We start from the raw sequence: 18099 nt of genomic DNA on the forward strand, positions 1-18099 counted from the left end.
TCGTGGGGTAGGCATTCGTGTGGTCTGTCGGCCGGTCGGCCCACAAAGTTGCACGCGCCCTGCGCCCATCTCTACGGCTCGTCGGTCCGGACCTCGAACCGGTGCTGCGCCCGCAGCTCGGTCCCGTCGGCATCCGTGGCGTGGACGGTGACCGTGGCCCGGCCCGGTCCGGTGGGCCGCAACGTCACCGAGGTGGCATCGACGACATACCGACCTCCAGGCAGCCCCCAGGTCCACGACGCCACGCCGCTGGAGCGCAGGGTGAACTCCGCCTGCTCGCCCACCGCGACCGCGTCCGGGCCGCTGATGGCGAGCCGCGCCGTCTGCGTCGCGTCGGGAGGTCCGGCGGTGAACCGACCGAGGGCGAGTCCGCCGACGAGGAGGAGGACGGCGAGGAGCACGGCGGCGACGGCCCGAGGACGTCGAGCCCGTGCCGGCCCGGCCGCGGGCGTCGGGGTCGCGGGCGCCGAGGCCGCGGCGGTCGTCGACGTCGGGGAGGCGGAGGGACGTGGGGCGAGTGCGGCCTCGATGGTCGCGAGCCAGGCGGCCACGTCCTCCGGCCGGTCCTGCGGGTCCTCCGCCATCCCCCGGGCCAGGGCCTGGTGCAGCTCGGAGGGCAGATCGGCACCGTCGACGAGCCAGGCCAGGAGGGCGGAGAGGGACCACAGGTCGGCCCGGGCGTCGATGACCGAGGGGCCGGAGAGCATCTCCGGTGCCCGGTACCCGCTCGTGCCGCCGGCGACGGTGAGACCGGAGTTCAGCGCCAGGTCCTTGCACATGCCGAGGTCGGCCACGAGGAGCTGCTCGTCCTGCTGCACCAGGGAGGAGTCCTCGTGCCCGGGATCCCGCGGCGGTGCCGAGCGCAGCAGGACGTTGGCCGGGCTCAGGTCGCGGTGCACCAGCCGGGCCTGGTGCACGGCCTCCAGCGCGGCGGCCAGGGAGCGCGCCACCGTCAGCACGTCCTGCCGGCTGGCCGTCCAGCCGCCGCTGCGCAGTGCCGCGACCCGCTCCGCCAACGTGCCGCGGTCGGCATACTCCAGGACGTGGAAGGGCTGCTGCCGCTCGCTCTCACCGATGTCGAAGACCGTGACCACGTGCGGGCTCCGCACCCGACGCAGGGCCCGTCCCTCGGCGATGAAGCGCTCGCGGACCTCGGGGTTGAGGCTGTGGTTCTCCGCGAGGATCTTCACGACGACGGACGCGTCCAGCCGGTCGTCGGTCGCCCGGTGGACGGTGGCGAAGGAGCCGACGCCGATGACCTCGTCCAGGACGTAGCGCCCCGCCGAGACCCGCCCCGCTGCCGACGTCACCGGCTGGTCCACTCCGACGGGTCCAGCGCGCCGGCCACCATCGCCCGGCCCCGAGCGATCTGCGCCTTGACGGTGCCCACGTTGCGGTCCAGCCGAGCGGCGATCTCCGCATAGGGCAGACCCTCGACGTCGCGCAGCGTCACCGGCTCGCGGTAGAGGTCGGGGAGCGAGGCCAGGGCGTCCCGCACCGTGGCGCGGGTCGCCAGCATCGAGCTCATCCGCTGGGCCGGGCCCTCCTGCTCCGGCGGCAGGGGAGCCGTGGCCCGCTGCCGCCGCAGGTGGTCCACCACCCGACGCCGGACGATGCTGTGCACCCAGGTCGACACCTGGGCCGTGCCGCGGAACGAACGGATCGAGCTCGCGACCGAGATGAGGGCGTCCTGACAGACGTCGTCCACGGCCGAGGCGTCGAGCAGCGAGCTGCGCACGAACCGTCGCACCAGCCCGGAGCCGTCCAGCTGCTCCAGGAGCAGCTCGGTCGCCAAAGGCGACCCATCGGCGGCCAACCCGGCCAGGTCCTGGAGCAGGTCGTCGCCGTGGACGGGAGTCGCGTCCCGGATCAGGCTGCGGGAGGTGAGGGCATCCCCGGCCAGCACTGCCGCGGATACCGCAGCTCTGGCCTCACTCATGCTGTGGAGGCTATCGCGCCGGGTGCGCCGGGCCTACCTCCTCAGCCGTCGAAGCGGATCTCCACCCGGCGGTTCAGCGCCCGACCCTCCGGGTTGTCCTCCCCGCCCTCCTCGTTGGGTGCGACCGGCTCGTCCTCGCCGAACCCCTCGACCTCGAGCTGCAGGTCGGGGCGGGAGCCGCTCACGATCTCGGCCACCGTGTCGGCCCGCCGCTCGGACAGCTCCTGGTTGTCCTGTGGCCCACCGATGCTGTCGGTATGCCCGTGCACCTGCACGACGGCGCCGTCCGGGACGTCGGCGACGAGATCGGCGATCTTGGCCTCGGCGGCGCCGGAGACCTCGGCCTCGCCGAAGTCGAAGAGCACGTCGGAGGCGAGCGAGATCACGGTCTCCTCCCCGTCCGTCGAGCGCGACTCGACGGGAGTGATGTTCTCCTCGAGCTGCACGACCTGAGGATCGAGCGCGGTGACGCTCTGGGCGAGCAGGTCCGGGGTGACCAGGTCCAGGGCGTCCGCGACCGAGTCGCCTGCCTCCTGGGCGGGCAACGGCGCGAGCAGCGCGGCCGCCAACGTCGCCGCGGCCACCCGGCTCACTGGAGCTCCACCTCTGCGGTGGGTGCCCCTTCGACCAGGCTGAGCGTCACCGTCGTGACGTCCTCCGGCGGGGCGGCGAAGACCGCGTAGGCGTAGGCCGTCTGCCCGGGCAGGAACTTGAAGGACTGCGAGTCCGTGGCCGCCTTCTTGCCCGAGGACGACACCACGTCGTGGCGGGTGAGGTTGACCGTGTCGATGAAGTGCGGCTGCCACGACTGGTCGCCGAGGTAGTGGTAGATCCAACGGGGCTGGGCGCCGGACGCATCGCTGTCGACCTCGAAGGAGAAGGTGCCGACGACGACGTCACCGTCCCGGACCAGGCCGTGCAGGGCCACCTGCATGGCCGCGTCCGGGTCCCCTTCGACGGTCGCGGGGATGGTCGCGGTGGCCAGCGGCTCTGCCACGTCGCTGAGGTCCACCCCGGCGGCCGCCGCGGAGTCGGCCTCGACGTCCGACTGCGTGTCCTCCTCGGTGCCGCCCTCCTCGGCACCCTCGTCCTGGCCCTGGCTCTCCTGCTGGGCGGCCGAGGTGTCCGAGTCCTCGAACTCCGCGGTCTGGCCGTCGCACGCCGAGAGCGCGATGGCGCCGGCGAGAGCCAGCGGCAGCATCCGTGTCACGCGTCGCATGTGGTGTCTCCTTCGTCGTCGGTGATGGGGTCAGGAGGTCTGTCGGTGGCGGGCGACGAGAAGTTGCATCCGGGTCCACGGCCGGGCCGGACCGGGACGGGAGCTAGCGTCCGTCCTCGGCGAGCAGGCTGACCTCACCGCGGAGCACCACGTCGTCGGAGGGCTGCGGGTCGCCGTCCGGCAGCTCGCGGGTGATCTCGAGGGTCGGGTAGAGCTCGGGGTCGACCGCCGCGTGCAGCACCACGTCGGTGCCGCTGCCGTCGTAGGAAGGATGGAAGGTGCCCCCGGAGATGCGGTCCAGGCCGTCCGGGCCGTCACCCGGCGCGAGGAACCACAACTCGTAGTACTCACCGACGGGGAGGTCGGGAAGGGTGTCCGAGCGCAGTCGGACGATGCGGCCCTCCGGGGCGAGCGACCCCTCGACCGCGACCACCGCCCCGTCGGAGTCCAGGGTGGCCTCGAACTCCGGGACCCCCCGGGCGAGCACCTCGTCCTCGGGGTCGCCGTCGAGGGCGGTGCCGCCGATGACGGCACCGAGCGCGAGCGAGGCGGCGACGGCGCCGGCCATCCACCACCGGGTGCCGGTGCCGGACCCGGCAGGACGAGCACGTCGTGGTGCCGGGGAGACGTCCGTGTCGACGCTGCGCAGCCGCGCGCCCGTCGGATCCGCTGCCCTCTCCTGCTCGTGGCCGTGGCCGGCGTGAGCGCGCTCGGCGCGGGCCAGCTCTGCGCGCTGACGCAGTGCGGCGATCCGGTCCTCCGGTGGCTCCACCGGGGCAGGGGTGAGCGCCTCGGCGATCGAGAGCTCGAGCTCGTCGTCGTTCACGGGTGCACCTCCTGCATCGTCGTGCGTAGTCGCGTCAGTGCTCTGGACTGGGCCTGCCGGACGGCGCCCTCGCGCCGACCGACGAGGGTGGCGGTCTCGGCGGCGGTCAGCCCGGCGACCACGCGGAACCAGAGCACCTCCTGGTCGTCGTCGCTGAGCCGGGCGAAGCCGGCCCGGACGGCAGCCGACTCCTCCTCGTGCAGCACGGTCTGCAACGGTCCCCGTCCCTGGTCCGCGCGGGTGTCCAGATCGGCCGCCTGCGACCGGGAGGAGCTGCGGACGTGCTCCAGCACGACGTGGCGCAGCACCCCGAACAGCCACGCCTGGATCCGCACCCCGCGGTCCTCGAAGGTGTCGATCCGGTCGAGTGCTCTCGCCATCGCCTCCGAGACCAGGTCGTCCGGGTCGGCTCCGGCGGGGGCACGCCGTGCGGCATACCCGCGCATCATCGGATAGGTCTGCCGGTACAACGCCTCCCAGGCATCCGGATCCCGTTGCTGCAGCAGCTGCAGGTCGGGACCGTCCGTCGTCGAGGGCATCGCGGTCAGACTACAGGCCCGGTGCGGCGCGAAGGAGTGGTCCAGCAGGACCTGGCCTTCGCGCCGCACGGGCTCACCGGTTCACTCGAGCTGGTGGTCTCAGCCGGTGAACGTCGGGTCGGACTCGACCGGGTCGGCCGGGGACGCCGGCGGCATCGAGCCGTCGTCGTCATCGTCGTCGTCACCGTCGTCGAACTCGCCGGCCTCCACCGAGCCGCTGTCGGCGGCCGCTCCGACCGGTCGGTCGGCGCCGCGCTGGTCGACATCGAGGGCGTTGGCCTCCACACCGGCGTCGATCACCACGCTGCCCTCGAGGGGTGCGTGGGTCAGCGTCGGGCCACCGTTGTCGGCCAGGTCACCCAGGCCCGGGTCGCTCACGCCGCCGAGGTCGTCGTCGCCGGCCGTGATGGTGTCGCCGACGACGCTGCCGCCGGCGCTGGTCACGGCGTCGGTGCCGTCGGCCCCGTTGTTGGCGGCGACCACGGAGTTGCCGATCTCGATCGCCCCGGCCAGGCCGCTGGAGTTCAGCGCCACCGTGGTGTGCACCAGCGTCACCGTGCCGGAGACGCTGGACACGCCACCACCCTCGGCCGCGTCGTTGGAGCTGACGGTGCTGTTGCTCACCTCGAGCGTGCCGCCGTCGTTGTAGAGGCCACCGCCCATGCCGTCCGTGCTGTTGTCGTTCAGCGTGGTGGCGCTGACCGTCATCGTGCCGGTGGCCGAGTTCCACAGCCCGCCGCCCTGGTTGGACGCGGAGTTGCCGGTCACGGTGGAGGTGTCCACCGTGACGGTGCCGGCGCCGGTCAGGTGCAGGGCGCCGCCGTTGCCGGGGTTGGCGCCGGTGGAGTTGCCGGAGAGCCGGCTGCCCGTGACGGTGGTCTCGCTCCCGTCGACGGTGGCCTCGATGCCGCCGCCTGCACGGGGCGCGGTGTTGTCCATGACGTCGCTGCCCGCGACGGTGAGCGAGCCACCGTTGTTCAGCAGCCCACCGCCGGAGCCGGCCTCACCGTCGGCGACGTTCTCGCTGACGGTGCTCGTGGTGACGCTCAGGTCGCCACCGTCGTTGAACAGGCCGCCGCCGCCCTGGTCCGCCTCGGCACCGGATGCGGTGTTGGAGCTGACCGTGGCGTCGGTGACGGTCATGGTGCCGTCGGCGGAGTTCCACAGCCCACCGCCCTCGGCGCCGGCCGTGTTGTCGGCCACGACGGTGCCGGTGACGTCCACCGTGCCGGCACCGGTGAGGTGCAGGCCGCCGCCGTTGCCCGGGGCGTCGCCGGTGCTGTTCTGCCAGAGGGTGCCGCCGGTGATGACCGTCGAGCTGCCCTCGGTCGCCTCGATGCCGCCGCCGGCGCGGACGCTGGTGTTGCTGTCCACCGCGGAGTCGGACACCTCGAGCGAGCCGCCCAGGGTAAGGATGCCACCGCCGGAGCCGGCCTCGCCGTCGGCGGTGTTGCCGGTCACCTCGGAGCCGCTGACGACCAGGGTGCCGCCGTTGTTGAAGAGCCCGCCGCCACCGTCGTCCGCCTCGGCACCCGAGGCGGTGTTGCCCGAGACCACGGTGTCGGTGACGGTCATGGTGCCCGAGCCGTTCCACAGGCCGCCGCCCTCGAGGCTGGCGGTGTTGTCGGTGACGCTCGAGCCGGTGATGTCGGCGTCGGCCGCGCCGGTGAGGTGCAGCCCGCCGCCGTTGCCGGGGGCGTCGCCGGTGCTGTTGCCCGACAGGGTGACGCCGGTCAGGGAGGTGGTGGATCCCTCGGAACCCTCGATGGCGCCACCGGCGCGGGTCGCGTTGTTGCCGCTCAGCTCGACCGTGTCGGCGCTGAGCGAGCCCTGGTTGAGCACCGCACCACCTGAGCCGCCGCCCTCGGCGGACGGCTCGTCGACGGCGGTGCCGCCGGTGATGGTCACGTTCAGCAGGGTGAGGGTGGCGCCGCTGGCGACGTGGAACCCACGGTCACCGAGCGCCGAGGCGTCGATGGAGGCGCCCTGACCGTCGATGGTGATGTCGCTGGTGACGTCGAGGTCGCCGGTCGCGGCCTCGTCCTCTCCGGCGCCGGCCAGGTCGAGGGTGTAGGTGGAGCTGCCGTCGAGGATGACGGTGTCCGCCTCGCCGTTGCCGTTGGCCTCGATGATGGCCGCGCGCAGGCTGCCCTCCTCGGTGCCGTCCGCGGTGCTGGTCACCTCAAGGTCTGCCGCGGTGCTCATCAGCGGTGCGGTCACGGCGAACCCGCACGCGAGGGCTCCCGCCCCGAAGGCTGCTATGGATCTACGCACGATGTCTCCTCATGCTCGGTGTCTGTCGTTCCGGACGGCGGACCCGGTGTGCCGACCCGACTGGCAGGCGTCCCATGGATGAGTCCACACCCCGTACATGCACCGGTGGGGCCATTCGTCACACCTGCCCTCCACTCCCGAGCACGGCCAGACTCACGGGCTACCCTCTGCGTCATGACCTCCGCCCCGAGACCGCGACGTCGCGCCGTCCTGCAGGCCGCGATGGCCGGCTCGCTCGTCGGCGCCCTGGCGGCGTGCTCGGAGGAGGACACCGCGCAGCAAGGGGCGACCACCGACGGTGACGGTGCGGGAGCCACCGGGTCGGAGGAGGGCGCCGGCGACGGTGCGCAGGAGACGGACCAGGACGACCCCACCGCGACGGCGGAGGGGCCCGCGACGGTGGTCGCGACCGCCGTCGTGGATCAGCTGCCGGTGTTCGCCGAGCCGGACGACATGGACGCGGTGGGCGAGGCCCGGGAGCCGGAGATGGTGCTGGACCGCACCGAACGGGTCACCGGCCAGCTGGTGCTCCTGGCGCTGCAGACCGGCAGGGTCTGGACCCAGGTGCAGCTGCCCGTGCGGCCCAACGGCAGCACAGGATGGGTCCGCTCGAACGAGGTCTCGCTCAGCGGGCACAGCTTCCGCATCGACGTCGACCTCGCCGGGCACGAGATCGTCGTGACCGACGCCGGCGCCGAGGTCACCCGCACGCCGGTCGGGGTGGGGCGGGCGGACCGGCCGACCCCCGGTGGCGACTACTTCGTCACCGAGCTGCTGCAGCCGCCGGAGCCGGACGGGATCTACGGGCCGTACGCCTACGGGCTGTCGGGCTACTCCGACGTGGTCATGGACTTCCGCGGGGGTGAAGGGGTGATCGGGATCCACGGGACCAACGAGCCCGATCTCATCGGCACCGATGTCAGCTCGGGCTGCATCAGGATGGCCAACGAGGAGATCGTCCGGCTGGTGGAGCAGGTGGGGCTCCCGCTGGGGACCCCGGTGACCATCCGGGCCTAGCCATGCCCCGCGGCGCCGGTCGTGCCTCCCGGTGGCGGGCTAGGCTCGGGGGATGACCAGCCCGACCTCGGTCCTGGAGACCCGTCGCCTCGCCGCCGACGGGTGGCACGACGCCCTGCGCGACGCCCGGGACGAGGGGTATGCCTTCTTCGACTGGCTCTCCGGCGTGGACGAGAGCGAGGAGCAGGAGGAGGAGTCCGAGCCCGAGCTGCCGCCGGGGATCGATGTCCTCTGTCACCTGCTGGACGTGCGCGGTCGTGGCCCCGGAGGGCTGCGACGGCTGCTGCTGCGGACCCGCGTTCCGGACGGCGGCACGCTCGACTCGGTCACGGACCTGTTCGCCGGGGCGGCCTGGCACGAGCGGGAGACGCACGAGATGTTCGGCGTCGACTTCCGTGGCTTCGACGACGGCACCGGCCTCGGGCTGCGTCCGCTGCTCCTGCCGGAGGGCTTCGAGGGGTCCCCGCTGCGCAAGACCTTCGTCCTCGGCGCGCGGGCGTCGAAGCCGTGGCCCGGGGCCAAGGAGCCGGGGGAGGGCTCGGGCGACGCTCCGCCGAAGGGTCGTCGCCCACGCAAGCGGCTGCTCCCGCCGGGCGTGCCCGACCCGTCCTGGGGACCACGTGGCGACAGGGCTCAGCCTGACCCCTGACGCATCCGCTGGAGGTCCTCGTCGAGGAACCGGCCGAGGACGGAGACGCCCTGGTCGACGTAGCCGAGCCGCTCGTAGAAGCGGCGCACCGCGTCGTTCTCCGCCCTGATCATGAGCATCACCTTGGGTATGCCCTGGCTCTCCACCCACCGCTCGGCGGCCTCGACCAGGGCCTTCCCGAGGCCCGAGCCCCGGTGCGTCGGCGCGATGGCGAGGTAGTAGATCCACCCGCGATGACCCTCGTGCCCCACCATCACCGTGCCGACGACCGTGTCGTCGGCGACGGCACCCAGGACCTGGGACGAGGCACCGGACACCGCCATCCGGAAGTCCGCGTGCGGGTCGTTCCACGGCCGGGTGAGGCCGCACGCGGACCAGAGGCGAGCCGCGGCATCGGCGTGGTCCAGGGTCAGGGGGAGGATCTGCATACCTCCATCCTGCCGGTGCTCAGTGCTGGACGGCGATGTCTCCGGTGCCGGTGCGGACGCTCACCCGCAGGAAGTCCTGGTCGTCCTCCGGGGCACCCACGCCGTCGATGTCGCGGCGCACCTCGCCGATGCCGCTGGACAGGTCGAGCCAGACGGGTATGCCTCGGGGCACCCGCACCTGGACGTCACCGGTGCCGGTGCGCACCGCGAGCTCGCCGCGGGCGTGGCCGACCTCGACGTCCCCGCTCCCGGTGGCGATGGTGGTGTCCTGGTGGCTCTCGGCGATGGAGATGTCCCCGCTGCCGGACCGGACCTCGAGCGGGTCGGGGCCGGTGGACCGGTCCACGACGATGTCGCCGGACCCGCTCGTGACCGAGCCCGCGGCGAGCTGCCCGACCCGGACGTCGCCGGACCCGGTCGCCGCGCGCAGGGCGCCGACCTCCTCGATCGACAGGTCGCCCGAGCCGGAGCGGACGGCGGCGGTCCCGCCGACGCCCTGCAGGACGACGTCGCCGTTCTTGGTGCTGGCCTTGAGCTCGGTGCCCCGCGGCAGATGGACCTCGACGTGGACCGGCTCGTGGCCGGTGCCGATCGAGAAGGCCCCGATCGACAGCGAGAAGCCTCGCCCGCCACCGTCCGGGCCGATGAGCGCCGGGATGTCGACGAGGACGCGGCCGCGCTGCGAGACCGCGGTGACCGGCTCGAAGTCCACCGGACGTGGGCAGGAGAGGGTCACCTCGGCCGTGCCGTCCGGCGCGTCGAAGAAGGTGGCGATGTCGCCGCTGTGGTTCTTCACCTCGAGGGCGACCAGGTCGTCCTCGGTGAAGGTGTAGGTGTGCGTGGTCTGGGTCGTGGTGTCCATGTGCAGTCCTCTCAGGCCCAGCCGGTGACCCGGCGGGAACGGTGGTGGGTGGCTCGGCGGTCGCGGTCGGTGGTGCTGGTGGTCCGGGTCGCGGCCCGGATGGTCTGGACGATCCAGGTGTTGAGCGACTGTCCGGCGTCCGCCGCACTGCGCTCCGCGCTCTGCTTCAGCGGGTCGGGCAGACGCAACGACACGCGCGCCAGCGTCCCGTCGCCGTCGTCGTCAGGACCGGCCTCCGCCTCGGGTGCGGCGGCCGGGGCGGTGGCGTCGACCTCGCCGCCCAGCGGCCGGATCTCGAGCACGGGGTCGCGGCCGTCCATCCGCAGCGTGACGACCGACTCCTCCAGCTGGGAGGTGATGGTGGCCGCGGCGTCGGACAGGGCCTGGACGATCGCCAGGCGGACCGCCGGCTCGATCGCGGGGGCGATTCGTCGCACGACGTCCTGCGTCGGCTCGTCGGCCAGAGCCGTCGCCCGGCCAAGGTCGTCGGCCACCGCGGTGAGGTAAGGCTGAAGTTCCATGACATCACTATGACACCATTGTGACGTCATACGCAAGCGGCCTGACGTCATACCCCGACCGGCCGCACACTTTGCGTCGACCGACGACCGCGCAGTCTGTGTCGACCGACCGCACACTGTGCGCGCAAACCGTGCGGCCGGTGCACGCAGACCGTGCGGTCGGTGCGCGCAGACCGTGCGGTCGGTGCGCGCAGACCGTGCGGCCGGTCGGGTTGCGGTGCGGCTCCCACGGGTCGCCCGGGCCAGTCGTTAGGGTGGCTGCGATGCTCGCCGAACTCCCGTGGGCCCTCGAGGCCGGGTTGAAGGCCGCCTGCGTGCTGGCGGCCTTCCTCACGCTGCCGTTGGCCCTCGGGCAGCTCGAGCACAAGCTGATGGGGCACATGCAGGGGCGGCTCGGGCCGATGGAGGCCGGGCCGCACGGGCTGGGCCAGCTGGTCGCGGACGGCATCAAGTTCGCCCAGAAGGAGGACGTGACGCCGGCCGCGGCCGACCGGCCGGTCTTCCGCCTCGCCCCGGCGGTCGCCCTCGTCCCCTACCTGGTGGCGCTGTCCGCGATCCCCGTCGCCGCGACCTGGGTCGCCGTCGACGTCCCGGCCAGCCTGCTCCTCGTGCTCGCCGTCACCAGCGTCGGCGTCATCGGCACGCTGATGGCCGGCTGGGGGTCGGGCAACAAGTACTCCCTGCTGGGCGGTCTCCGGGCAGGGGCACAGCTGGTGTCCTACGAGCTGCCGCTGGTCCTGGCCGCCGCGAGCGTGGCGATGGCGGCCGGCACCCTGTCGCTCACCGGGATCGTGCAGGAGTGGTCGTGGTGGTGGCTCGTCTGGCAGGCTCCCGCCGCCGCGGTCTTCCTCGCCGCCAGCGTGGCCGAGCTGCAGCGGACCCCCTTCGACGCGCCCGTCGCGGACTCCGAGATCGTCTTCGGCCCCCTGACCGAGTACACCGGGCTGCGCTTCGCGTTCTTCCTGCTCGCGGAGTATGCCGGGATGGTCCTCATGGCGCTGCTGTTCACCGTGCTCTTCCTCGGAGGATGGCGCGGACCCTGGGACGACGCCGGCGGAGGGGTCGTCGGCGTGCTGTGGACGCTGCTCAAGGCCACCGCGGTGGCGGTCGGCTTCCTCTGGCTGCGGGTGGCCTGGCCGCGGGTGCGGGAGGACCAGCTGCAGCGCTTCGCCTGGCTGGTGCTGCTGCCGCTCGCGCTGGTCCAGCTGGCGATCACCGGCGCCGGCGTGGTGGTCCTCGGATGAGCGGCGTCCGGGGGCTGCTGCGTGGCCTGGGCACCACCGCACGCACCCTGACCCGGCGGGCGCACACGGCCCAGTACCCGCATACCGAGCCCACGCTCCCCGAGCGCAGCCGTGGCGTCATCGCGCTGCTGGAGGAGAACTGCACCTCGTGCATGCTCTGCGCCCGCGAGTGCCCGGACTGGTGCATCACCATCGACTCGCACAAGGAGACCCTGCCGGCGCAGACCGAGGGCGGCCGGGAGCGCTCGCACAACGTGCTCGACCGGTTCGACATCGACTTCTCGCTCTGCATGTACTGCGGGATCTGCATCGAGGTATGCCCGTTCGACGCGCTCTTCTGGGCGCCCGACTTCGCCTACGCCGAGGGCGACATCCGCAACCTGCTCCACGACAAGGAGCGGCTCGGCACGTTCATGGCCTCGGTGCCGGAGAGCGCCCTGCCCACGGCGGAGGAGAAGGGGTGAGCGGCCTGGACGTCCTCTTCTGCGCCGTGGCCCTGGTGACCGCGGGGTCGGCGCTGCTCTCGGTCACCTCCCGGCAGGTGCTGCACGCCGCCCTCTGGCTGGTGGTGACCCTCGGCGGGCTGGCCGGGTGCTACCTCGTGCTGGGCGCCGAGCTCGTCGCGCTCGTGCAGCTGCTCGTCTACGTCGGCGCCGTGGTCGTGCTGGTGCTCTTCGCCCTCATGCTGACCCGCTCCGGGGGCGTGCCGGTCGTCACGACGGTGCCGCAGCGGGTGGCGGCAGGGCTGGTGGGCGCCGGCACCACCGTGGTGCTCGGAGGTGCCCTGCTGTCCGCCTTCGGGTGGCGCAGCGTGCCGGTGGACGGGGCGAGCAACGAGCAGGTGGCCGCCACCATCTTCGGCACGGACGTGTGGCCCTTCGAGCTGCTGTCGGTGCTCCTGCTCATCGCCCTGGTGGCGGCGGTGGCGGTGGCCCGCGCCCCGGTGGGCGGCCAGGACGACCCGAGCCAGCGACCCGACACCCCGCCGGAGATCGAGGCGGTCCAGGGAGACGCCTCGTGATCCGTCCCGCGCTGCCCTACCTGCTCGTCGCGCTGCTCGCCGGACTCGGCGCCTACGGCATCCTGGCCCGCCGCCACGCCGTGCTGGTGCTGATCGGGGTCGAGCTGCTGCTCGGCGCCGCCGGGCTGCTGCTGGTGACGGTCGCCCAGACGGGCGCCGGCGGCGACGCCGGCCCGGCCGTGCTGACCCTCTTCGTCATCACCATCGCCGCGGCCGAGGTCGTGGTCGCCCTCGCGGTCCTGCTTGCGCTCTACCGTGCGCGCGGGCACGTCGACCTGCACGCCGAGCTGGACGACCGGCCGCGTGGCGGGGAGGTGGGCGACCGTGCCTGACCTGCCCGATCTCGACTGGTCCGACCTGCAGCTCCCGGACGTGCCGCTGCCCGACCTGCCGATGCTCGACCTGTGGGGCGGTCCGGCGCACTGGGCCATCCTGGCGACCCTGCTGGCCGCGCTGGCGGGGCTGGGTCTCACCGGGCGCTCCAACCGGTTGGGGGCGTGGGTGGGGGTCGGCGGCGCCCTGACGGCCGTCGTCGCCACCCTGTGGCAGCTCTACACCCTCACCCAGATCCGGGGCTCCGAACGCGAGCTCGGCACCATCGGCGGGCTGGCTCTCGGCGAGCTGGAGGCGCCACTGCGGCTGCTCGTCAGCTGGCCGACGGCGCTGGTCGCGGTGACCGTCGCCGCCGTGGCGCTCGTGGTCCAGGGGTATGCCCGGTGGTACCTCTGGTACGACCCGCGCTACCGACCCTTCGCCGCGACGGTCTCGCTGTTCACCGCGGCCATGCTGCTGGTGGTCCACTCCGACGACCTGCTGCTCACGCTGGTCGGGTGGGAGGTGATGGGCTGGTGCTCCTACCTGCTGATCGGGCACCAGTCGACCCGCTCCGCAGCGGCGCGAGCCGCCGGCAAGGCGCTCCTGGTCACCCGCACCGCGGACATCGGCTTCGTCCTCGGGATCGTCGCGCTGGCGACCGGCGCCGGCACCACCCGCACGACCGAGGTGGTGGCGCACTGGTCCGACGTCGGGGCCTCACCCACGCTGACCACAGCGCTGTGCCTGCTCGTCGTCGGCGTCGCGGGCAAGTCCGCACTCTTCCCCTTCCAGGACTGGCTCCCCGACGCGATGGAGGGCCCCACCCCCGCCTCCGCCCTCATCCATGCCGCCACCATGGTCGCCGCAGGCACGGTGGTCCTCGCCCAGCTCTTCGACCTGCTCGTCCTGTCGGGCACCGCCAGGACCCTGCTGGCCGTGCTCGCGTGCGTGACGATGATCGGCGCCGCGGTCCTCGCCTTCGCGCAGGCCGACCTCAAGCGGCTGCTCGCCTGGTCCACGGTGAGCCAGGTCGCGCTGATGCTGGCGGTGCTCGCCGCCGCGACCACCGTCACCGGCCCGGACGCTGCCCTGCAGCACCTGGTCGCGCACGCGTGGTTCAAGGCGCTGCTCTTCCTCACGACGGGGTGGCTCGGTGTCCTGGTCGGGGGCACCGCGATGGCCGTGGTCACCTCCGGGGCGCGGCGCTACCGCGTGCTGCGGCACCGCTTCGGCTGGGGGCTGCTGGCGCTCGCCGGTGTCCCGCCGTTCGTCGGCTTCTTCTCCAAGGAGCTGATCCTCGGCACGGCCGAGGCCGGGTCCGCGGGTGCCGGGGGGATGGCATCGGTGCTCGTGCTCGCCTCGGTCGGCGCCTCGGCGCCGTTGACCGCGGCATACTGCATGCGCGCCTGGCTGGTGCTCAACCGGCCGACCGCGATCCAGGGCCATGCCGCGGCATACCACCCCGGACCGGTCGACCGGATCGACGACTTCTTCGACGAGCCGCAGATCGTGCAGGAGGCGGAGGGGGTCGAGCGGGCCGAGGCCGCGATCAGCTCCTCGGCCCGGATGGGCACGTCCTTCCTCATGCTGATGACGGTGCTGGGCGGGCTCGTCCTGCTGCTGCCGGTCTGGGGACCCCAGGTGCACCTCGACCTGCAGCTGACGCTCGCGACGCTGCTGCTCATGGCGGTGAGCGCGCTGCTGGTGCGGCTGGCGGCCGGTGGTGTGCGCACCCGCGACGCCGCCGCCCGCATCCCCGCCGCGGCGAGCCTGGCCGCCGAGCGGGGGCTCTACGCCGACACCGCCTACCGCGCCCTGGTCGCCACCCCGGTGCTGGCCCTGGCGCGGGCGGTCGCGTGGTTCGACGACCAGGTCCTGGACGCCTGGGTGCGGGGCGCCGGGGTGGGGGCCCGCCTGCTCGGCCGCGTGGGTGACCTGACCAGCCCGCGTCGTGCCACGCCTGCCCTGGCGCTGGTGCTGGCCGGTGTGGTCGTGCTGGCCGGGATCGGGGTGATGGTGCCGTGAGCGGGGTGCGTGCGGACCTGCTCGCCCTGGTCCCCGACCTGGGTGCCTGGTGGTATGCGCTCGCCCTGGCACCGTTGCTGCTGGCGGCGGCGATGCTGCTCGTCGTCGGGCAGTGGCCGACACGTCCGGGTCACCGGGTCGTCCACCGGACGTCGCTGGTCGCAGCCACGGTGAGCGCGATCGGGGTCGCCGGGGTCGCCGTCGACCGGCCGGTCGTCGAGATGAGCTGGATCCCCAGCCTCGGCGTGTGGTTCAGCCTGCGCCCGGACGGGCTGTCGGTCCCGCTGCTCCTGCTCACCGCCGTGGTGGGCGTCGTCGCCACCGCGCTCCACCTGCACCCCGACCGCGAGGTCCGGACCGTCGCGGTCGACCTGGAGGACAGCGACCCGACCGCGCCGATCCCGGTGGTGAAGGGGATCGACGTCCCGGGCCTGGCGACCTATCACGCCTGCCTGCAGCTGGTGCTCCTCGGTGCCCTGCTGGCCTTCCTGGCCGGCGACGCCCTGCTCTTCTTCGTCGGCTTCGAGCTGGTGCTGGTCCCCATGTGGATCCTCATCTCCCGCTACGGCGACCCGACCAGCGACCGCGACGGCGCCGCCGTGCGCTTCCTGCTGGTCACCGTCGTCGGCTCCTCGCTGGTGCTGCTCGGCATCCTCGCGGTCGCCACCGCCACCGGCAGCACCGACCTGCAGGTGTGGGCCGCCCAGGGCGGCAGCGCCCTGGGCAGGAGCTCACAGCTCGCCGTCGCCGCCGCCCTGCTGGTCGGCTTCGCGCTCAAGGTGCCGGTCTTCCCGCTGCACACCTGGCTGCCGTGGGTGCACGCCACCGCCCCCACCGCCGGGTCGGTGCTGCTGGCGGCGGTGCTGCTCAAGCTCGGCACCTACGGCATGGTCCGGCTGGTCGTCCCCGTGGTGCCCGAGGGGTTCACCGCCTGGGCGCCGCTGCTGGCCGGACTCGGTGTCACCGGCATCGTCTGGGCGTCGCTGGTGTGTCTGGTGGAGCGGGACCTCAAGCGGCTCATCGCCTGGTCCTCGATCGCCCACCTGGGCTTCGTCGTCCTGGGGATCGCGTCCGGGACGCAGGCCGGGCTGCAGGCCGCGCTCTTCGGCAACGTCGCGCACGGACTCATCTCGGCGCTGCTCTTCGTCGTGGTCGGCGGGCTCAAGCACAGGTGGGGCGGTGCGGACCTGTCGCACGGCCACGCCGCGCTGCGCGAGGTGACGCCGCACCTGGGGCTCGCGCTCGTCGTCGGGATGGCCGCCTCCAGCGGCCTGCCCGGCCTGGCCGGCTTCTGGGGCGAGATCGGCTCGGTGCTGGCGGCCTGGTCGCCCTCGCCCGACCGGCCCGACGGGTGGTTCCGCGGGTTCGCGGTGGTGGCCGCGGTCGGTGGCGCGCTGGCCGTCGCCTACACCGTCCGGGTGCTGCGCGAGGTGTGGTTCGGGGAGCGCCTCGAACCCCGCATACCCGACGCCGTCCTGACCGAGCGGACCGCACTGCGGCTGCTCGGGGTGCTGGTGCTGCTGCTCGGCCTGGTGCCGACGCTGCTGCTGTCGATCACCGCGCCGTTCGTCGAGGGGGTGCTGGTCCGGTGAGGCTCCAGCTCGACCTGGTGGCGGTGCTGCCCGTCCTGGCGCCCGTGCTGGCCGCCGTGCTCGTGCTCCTGGTCGATGTCGCGGTGCCCGGCCGGCGCTCGCCGCACCTCTGGCTCGGGGCGGCCGGCCTGCTGGGGGGCGCGGCCGCGGCCCTTCCCGGGGTGTGGCAGCCGGCGGGGGACACGAGACAGGGGCTGTGCCTGCCCGACGGCTGGTGCGCCTACGCCGCCGACGACCTGACCTCGATGCTGCAGCTCGGCGCCCTGCTCGGGGCTCTGGTGGTGCTCGTGCTGGCGTGGCCGGAGTGGTCCGCCGCCGGCTCCGGGGGAGGGGTGGAGCCCACCGGGCGGGCGCCCGTCGTCACCGCGCTGCTGCTGACCGCCACCGCCGGCGTGGTGGCGGTCCCGGCCGCGGGCGACCTGGGCTCGCTCCTCGTCTCGCTCGAGCTCGCTACCCTCCCCACCGTGGTGCTGGTGGCGCTCGTGCGGACCACCTGGGCCGCCCCACGCAGGGCGCGCGCGGTCGACGGGGCGGTGGCGCTGCTGACCACGTCCCTGGTCTCCTTCGGGCTGCTCGCCCTGGGTGCCGGCTTCTGGGCGGCGGCGACGGGCAGCACCCGGTTCGCCGGCGCGGCATCCGTGGACCACCCCGAGCTGCTCGTCCTCGCCGCGGTGCTGCTGGTCGCCGGGTTGGCCTTCAAGGTGTCCGCCGTGCCGTTCCACGCCTGGACCCCGATCACGTATGCCGCCGCGCCGCTGCCGGTGACGACCTACCTCGCGACCGTGTCGAAGGTGGCCGCGCTCGGCGGCCTGGTCGTCGTGGTCCGCGCGCTCGGCACGGTGGAGGGGACGACGCTCCTGGCGATCGCGCTGCTCGCCGCGGCCTCCATGACCGTGGGGAACCTCGTGGCGCTCACCCAGCAGGACGCGGTCCGGCTGCTGGCCTGGTCCACCGTCGCCCAGGCGGGCTGGGTGCTGCTCCCGCTGGCGACCCTGTCGTCGAGGGCGGCCAGCGCGGCGGGGTCCTATCTCGTGGTCTACCTCGTGGCCACGTTGCTCGCCTTCGTCGTGGTGGTCGCGGTGGCGGGGACCGTCCGCCACGGACCGGTCGAGGACCCCGCCGGTCCGGCAGCGGCCACCGCCCTGGCGGCGCACCGCGGGCTGCTGCGGGCGCGCCCGCTGCTCGCCGTCCCGCTGGGACTGGCGCTGCTGACCCTGGCGGGGCTGCCCCCGGCGGTCGCGGGCGTGGTGGCCAAGGTGGTGGCGCTGCGGCCGGTGCTGGGCGACGAGACGTGGTGGCTCGCCGTCGTCGCGGCGCTCAACGTGGCGCTGGGCATCGCGGTCTACCTGCGCTGGCTGGTCGTGCTGGCCTCCTCCGAGGGGTCGCCGCAGGGGGAGGGACCGGCGGCCGCCGCGGGCGCTGGGGGCGACACCGACGTCCGGACCACCGTCGAGGCGACGACGGGGCCCGCGGTCGACGTGCGCCTGTGGGTCCTCGTCGGGCTGCTCACCGCCCTGCTGGTCCTGGGCAGCATCGTGCCGCTCGGCACCATCTGACCTACGGCGCCTGCACCTGCGCGCCGAGTGGCCCAGTTGTGCGCCCGATCAGGCCCCGTATGCCGACCGGAG

At 73.6% G+C, this 18099-nt stretch carries 19 protein-coding genes; 9 read left to right on the top strand and 10 right to left on the bottom strand.

All coding sequences use genetic code 11. From position 1 onward, the window contains the following. Positions 1 to 71 precede the first annotated feature (71 nt). From FXF60_RS10575 to FXF60_RS16545, 7 genes are all read right to left on the bottom strand, one after another. Positions 72 to 1310 (bottom strand): protein kinase domain-containing protein, encoded by a 1239-nt coding sequence (locus FXF60_RS10575; protein ID WP_151525943.1) that lies wholly within the window; start codon positions 1308 to 1310, stop codon positions 72 to 74. Then, positions 1307 to 1939, bottom strand: a complete 633-nt coding sequence (locus tag FXF60_RS10580; RefSeq protein WP_151525944.1) for an RNA polymerase sigma factor — start codon at positions 1937 to 1939, stop codon at positions 1307 to 1309. Before FXF60_RS10580 ends, FXF60_RS10575 begins: the two co-directional genes overlap by 4 nt. Positions 1940 to 1980: 41 nt before the next feature. Beyond that, positions 1981 to 2532 carry an OmpA family protein gene (locus FXF60_RS10585; protein WP_192796695.1) on the bottom strand — a complete coding sequence of 184 codons (552 nt, stop codon included), beginning with the start codon at positions 2530 to 2532 and terminating at the stop codon, positions 1981 to 1983. Next, a complete protein-coding gene (locus FXF60_RS16540; RefSeq protein WP_192796696.1) occupies positions 2529 to 3158 on the bottom strand; it encodes a hypothetical protein in 630 nt (209 codons plus the stop codon). The genes FXF60_RS10585 and FXF60_RS16540 overlap by 4 nt, the downstream gene beginning before the upstream one ends. A 103-nt stretch (positions 3159 to 3261) precedes the next feature. Further along, positions 3262 to 3984 carry an anti-sigma factor gene (locus FXF60_RS10590; RefSeq protein ID WP_192796697.1) on the bottom strand — a complete coding sequence of 241 codons (723 nt, stop codon included), beginning with the start codon at positions 3982 to 3984 and terminating at the stop codon, positions 3262 to 3264. Further along, a complete protein-coding gene (locus tag FXF60_RS10595; RefSeq protein WP_192796698.1) occupies positions 3981 to 4523 on the bottom strand; it encodes an RNA polymerase sigma factor in 543 nt (180 codons plus the stop codon). The genes FXF60_RS10590 and FXF60_RS10595 overlap by 4 nt, the downstream gene beginning before the upstream one ends. Positions 4524 to 4622: 99 nt before the next feature. Beyond that, complete coding sequence (locus FXF60_RS16545) at positions 4623 to 6797, bottom strand: choice-of-anchor Q domain-containing protein (protein ID WP_192796699.1); 2175 nt, start codon at positions 6795 to 6797, stop codon at positions 4623 to 4625. A gap of 174 nt (positions 6798 to 6971) precedes the next feature. Between FXF60_RS16545 and FXF60_RS10605 the strand changes: the two genes are divergently transcribed. Further along, positions 6972 to 7814, top strand: a complete 843-nt coding sequence (locus FXF60_RS10605) for a L,D-transpeptidase (RefSeq protein WP_151525948.1) — start codon at positions 6972 to 6974, stop codon at positions 7812 to 7814. 52 nt (positions 7815 to 7866) lie between these two features. Next, positions 7867 to 8463 (top strand): NADH-quinone oxidoreductase subunit C, encoded by a 597-nt coding sequence (locus tag FXF60_RS10610; RefSeq protein ID WP_151525949.1) that lies wholly within the window; start codon positions 7867 to 7869, stop codon positions 8461 to 8463. On the opposite strand, the gene FXF60_RS10615 is transcribed toward FXF60_RS10610, so the two are convergent. From FXF60_RS10615 to FXF60_RS10625, 3 genes are read right to left on the bottom strand one after another with little or no spacing between them, the layout of a single operon-like run. Continuing rightward, positions 8448 to 8891, bottom strand: coding sequence for a GNAT family acetyltransferase (locus FXF60_RS10615; RefSeq protein WP_151525950.1), 444 nt, complete (start codon positions 8889 to 8891; stop codon positions 8448 to 8450). The two genes, FXF60_RS10610 and FXF60_RS10615, sit on opposite strands and share 16 nt — an antisense overlap. Before the next feature lie 19 nt (positions 8892 to 8910). Beyond that, on the bottom strand, positions 8911 to 9753 hold the full coding sequence (locus FXF60_RS10620; RefSeq protein ID WP_151525951.1) for a DUF4097 family beta strand repeat-containing protein: 843 nt from the start codon (positions 9751 to 9753) through the stop codon (positions 8911 to 8913). 11 nt (positions 9754 to 9764) lie between these two features. Continuing rightward, on the bottom strand, positions 9765 to 10274 hold the full coding sequence (locus FXF60_RS10625; RefSeq protein ID WP_151525952.1) for a toxin-antitoxin system HicB family antitoxin: 510 nt from the start codon (positions 10272 to 10274) through the stop codon (positions 9765 to 9767). Positions 10275 to 10537: 263 nt separating this feature from the next. Here FXF60_RS10625 and FXF60_RS10630 point away from each other — a divergent pair, with 263 nt between their 5' ends. The 7 genes from FXF60_RS10630 to FXF60_RS10660 are packed head-to-tail and all read left to right on the top strand — an operon-like array spanning position 10538 to position 18027. Then, positions 10538 to 11518 carry a complex I subunit 1/NuoH family protein gene (locus FXF60_RS10630; RefSeq protein ID WP_151525953.1) on the top strand — a complete coding sequence of 327 codons (981 nt, stop codon included), beginning with the start codon at positions 10538 to 10540 and terminating at the stop codon, positions 11516 to 11518. Then, a complete protein-coding gene (locus FXF60_RS10635; RefSeq protein ID WP_151525954.1) occupies positions 11515 to 11982 on the top strand; it encodes a NuoI/complex I 23 kDa subunit family protein in 468 nt (155 codons plus the stop codon). Before FXF60_RS10630 ends, FXF60_RS10635 begins: the two co-directional genes overlap by 4 nt. Continuing rightward, positions 11979 to 12539: an NADH-quinone oxidoreductase subunit J family protein gene (locus FXF60_RS10640; RefSeq protein ID WP_151525955.1), complete on the top strand. Its 561-nt coding sequence runs from the start codon at positions 11979 to 11981 to the stop codon at positions 12537 to 12539. The genes FXF60_RS10635 and FXF60_RS10640 overlap by 4 nt, the downstream gene beginning before the upstream one ends. Continuing rightward, entirely contained in the window at positions 12536 to 12871 is a 336-nt protein-coding gene (gene nuoK / locus FXF60_RS10645; protein ID WP_151525956.1) for an NADH-quinone oxidoreductase subunit NuoK, read from the top strand. The genes FXF60_RS10640 and nuoK overlap by 4 nt, the downstream gene beginning before the upstream one ends. Further along, positions 12864 to 14879 (top strand): NADH-quinone oxidoreductase subunit 5 family protein, encoded by a 2016-nt coding sequence (locus tag FXF60_RS10650; RefSeq protein ID WP_238335810.1) that lies wholly within the window; start codon positions 12864 to 12866, stop codon positions 14877 to 14879. The genes nuoK and FXF60_RS10650 overlap by 8 nt, the downstream gene beginning before the upstream one ends. Next, positions 14876 to 16471: a complex I subunit 4 family protein gene (locus tag FXF60_RS10655; protein ID WP_238335811.1), complete on the top strand. Its 1596-nt coding sequence runs from the start codon at positions 14876 to 14878 to the stop codon at positions 16469 to 16471. The genes FXF60_RS10650 and FXF60_RS10655 overlap by 4 nt, the downstream gene beginning before the upstream one ends. Further along, on the top strand, positions 16468 to 18027 hold the full coding sequence (locus FXF60_RS10660) for a proton-conducting transporter transmembrane domain-containing protein (protein WP_151525957.1): 1560 nt from the start codon (positions 16468 to 16470) through the stop codon (positions 18025 to 18027). The genes FXF60_RS10655 and FXF60_RS10660 overlap by 4 nt, the downstream gene beginning before the upstream one ends. The last annotated feature ends 72 nt before the right edge of the window (positions 18028 to 18099 follow it).

Source organism: Serinicoccus kebangsaanensis (genome assembly GCF_008919445.1).
In the GTDB taxonomy this organism is placed as follows: Bacteria; Actinomycetota; Actinomycetes; order Actinomycetales; family Dermatophilaceae; genus Ornithinicoccus; species Ornithinicoccus kebangsaanensis.

What these genes read in the sequence shown, in the direction of transcription:
- FXF60_RS10580 (WP_151525944.1), bottom strand. Translation starts at nt 1,939, where the DNA reads ATGAGTGAGGCCAGAGCTGCGGTATCCGCGGCAGTGCTGGCCGGGGAT.
- FXF60_RS16540 (WP_192796696.1), bottom strand. Translation starts at nt 3,158, where the DNA reads ATGCGACGCGTGACACGGATGCTGCCGCTGGCTCTCGCCGGCGCCATC.
- FXF60_RS10595 (WP_192796698.1), bottom strand. Translation starts at nt 4,523, where the DNA reads ATGCCCTCGACGACGGACGGTCCCGACCTGCAGCTGCTGCAGCAACGG.
- FXF60_RS10605 (WP_151525948.1), top strand. Translation starts at nt 6,972, where the DNA reads ATGACCTCCGCCCCGAGACCGCGACGTCGCGCCGTCCTGCAGGCCGCG.
- FXF60_RS10610 (WP_151525949.1), top strand. Translation starts at nt 7,867, where the DNA reads ATGACCAGCCCGACCTCGGTCCTGGAGACCCGTCGCCTCGCCGCCGAC.
- FXF60_RS10615 (WP_151525950.1), bottom strand. Translation starts at nt 8,891, where the DNA reads ATGCAGATCCTCCCCCTGACCCTGGACCACGCCGATGCCGCGGCTCGC.
- FXF60_RS10620 (WP_151525951.1), bottom strand. Translation starts at nt 9,753, where the DNA reads ATGGACACCACGACCCAGACCACGCACACCTACACCTTCACCGAGGAC.
- FXF60_RS10625 (WP_151525952.1), bottom strand. Translation starts at nt 10,274, where the DNA reads ATGGAACTTCAGCCTTACCTCACCGCGGTGGCCGACGACCTTGGCCGG.
- FXF60_RS10630 (WP_151525953.1), top strand. Translation starts at nt 10,538, where the DNA reads ATGCTCGCCGAACTCCCGTGGGCCCTCGAGGCCGGGTTGAAGGCCGCC.
- FXF60_RS10635 (WP_151525954.1), top strand. Translation starts at nt 11,515, where the DNA reads ATGAGCGGCGTCCGGGGGCTGCTGCGTGGCCTGGGCACCACCGCACGC.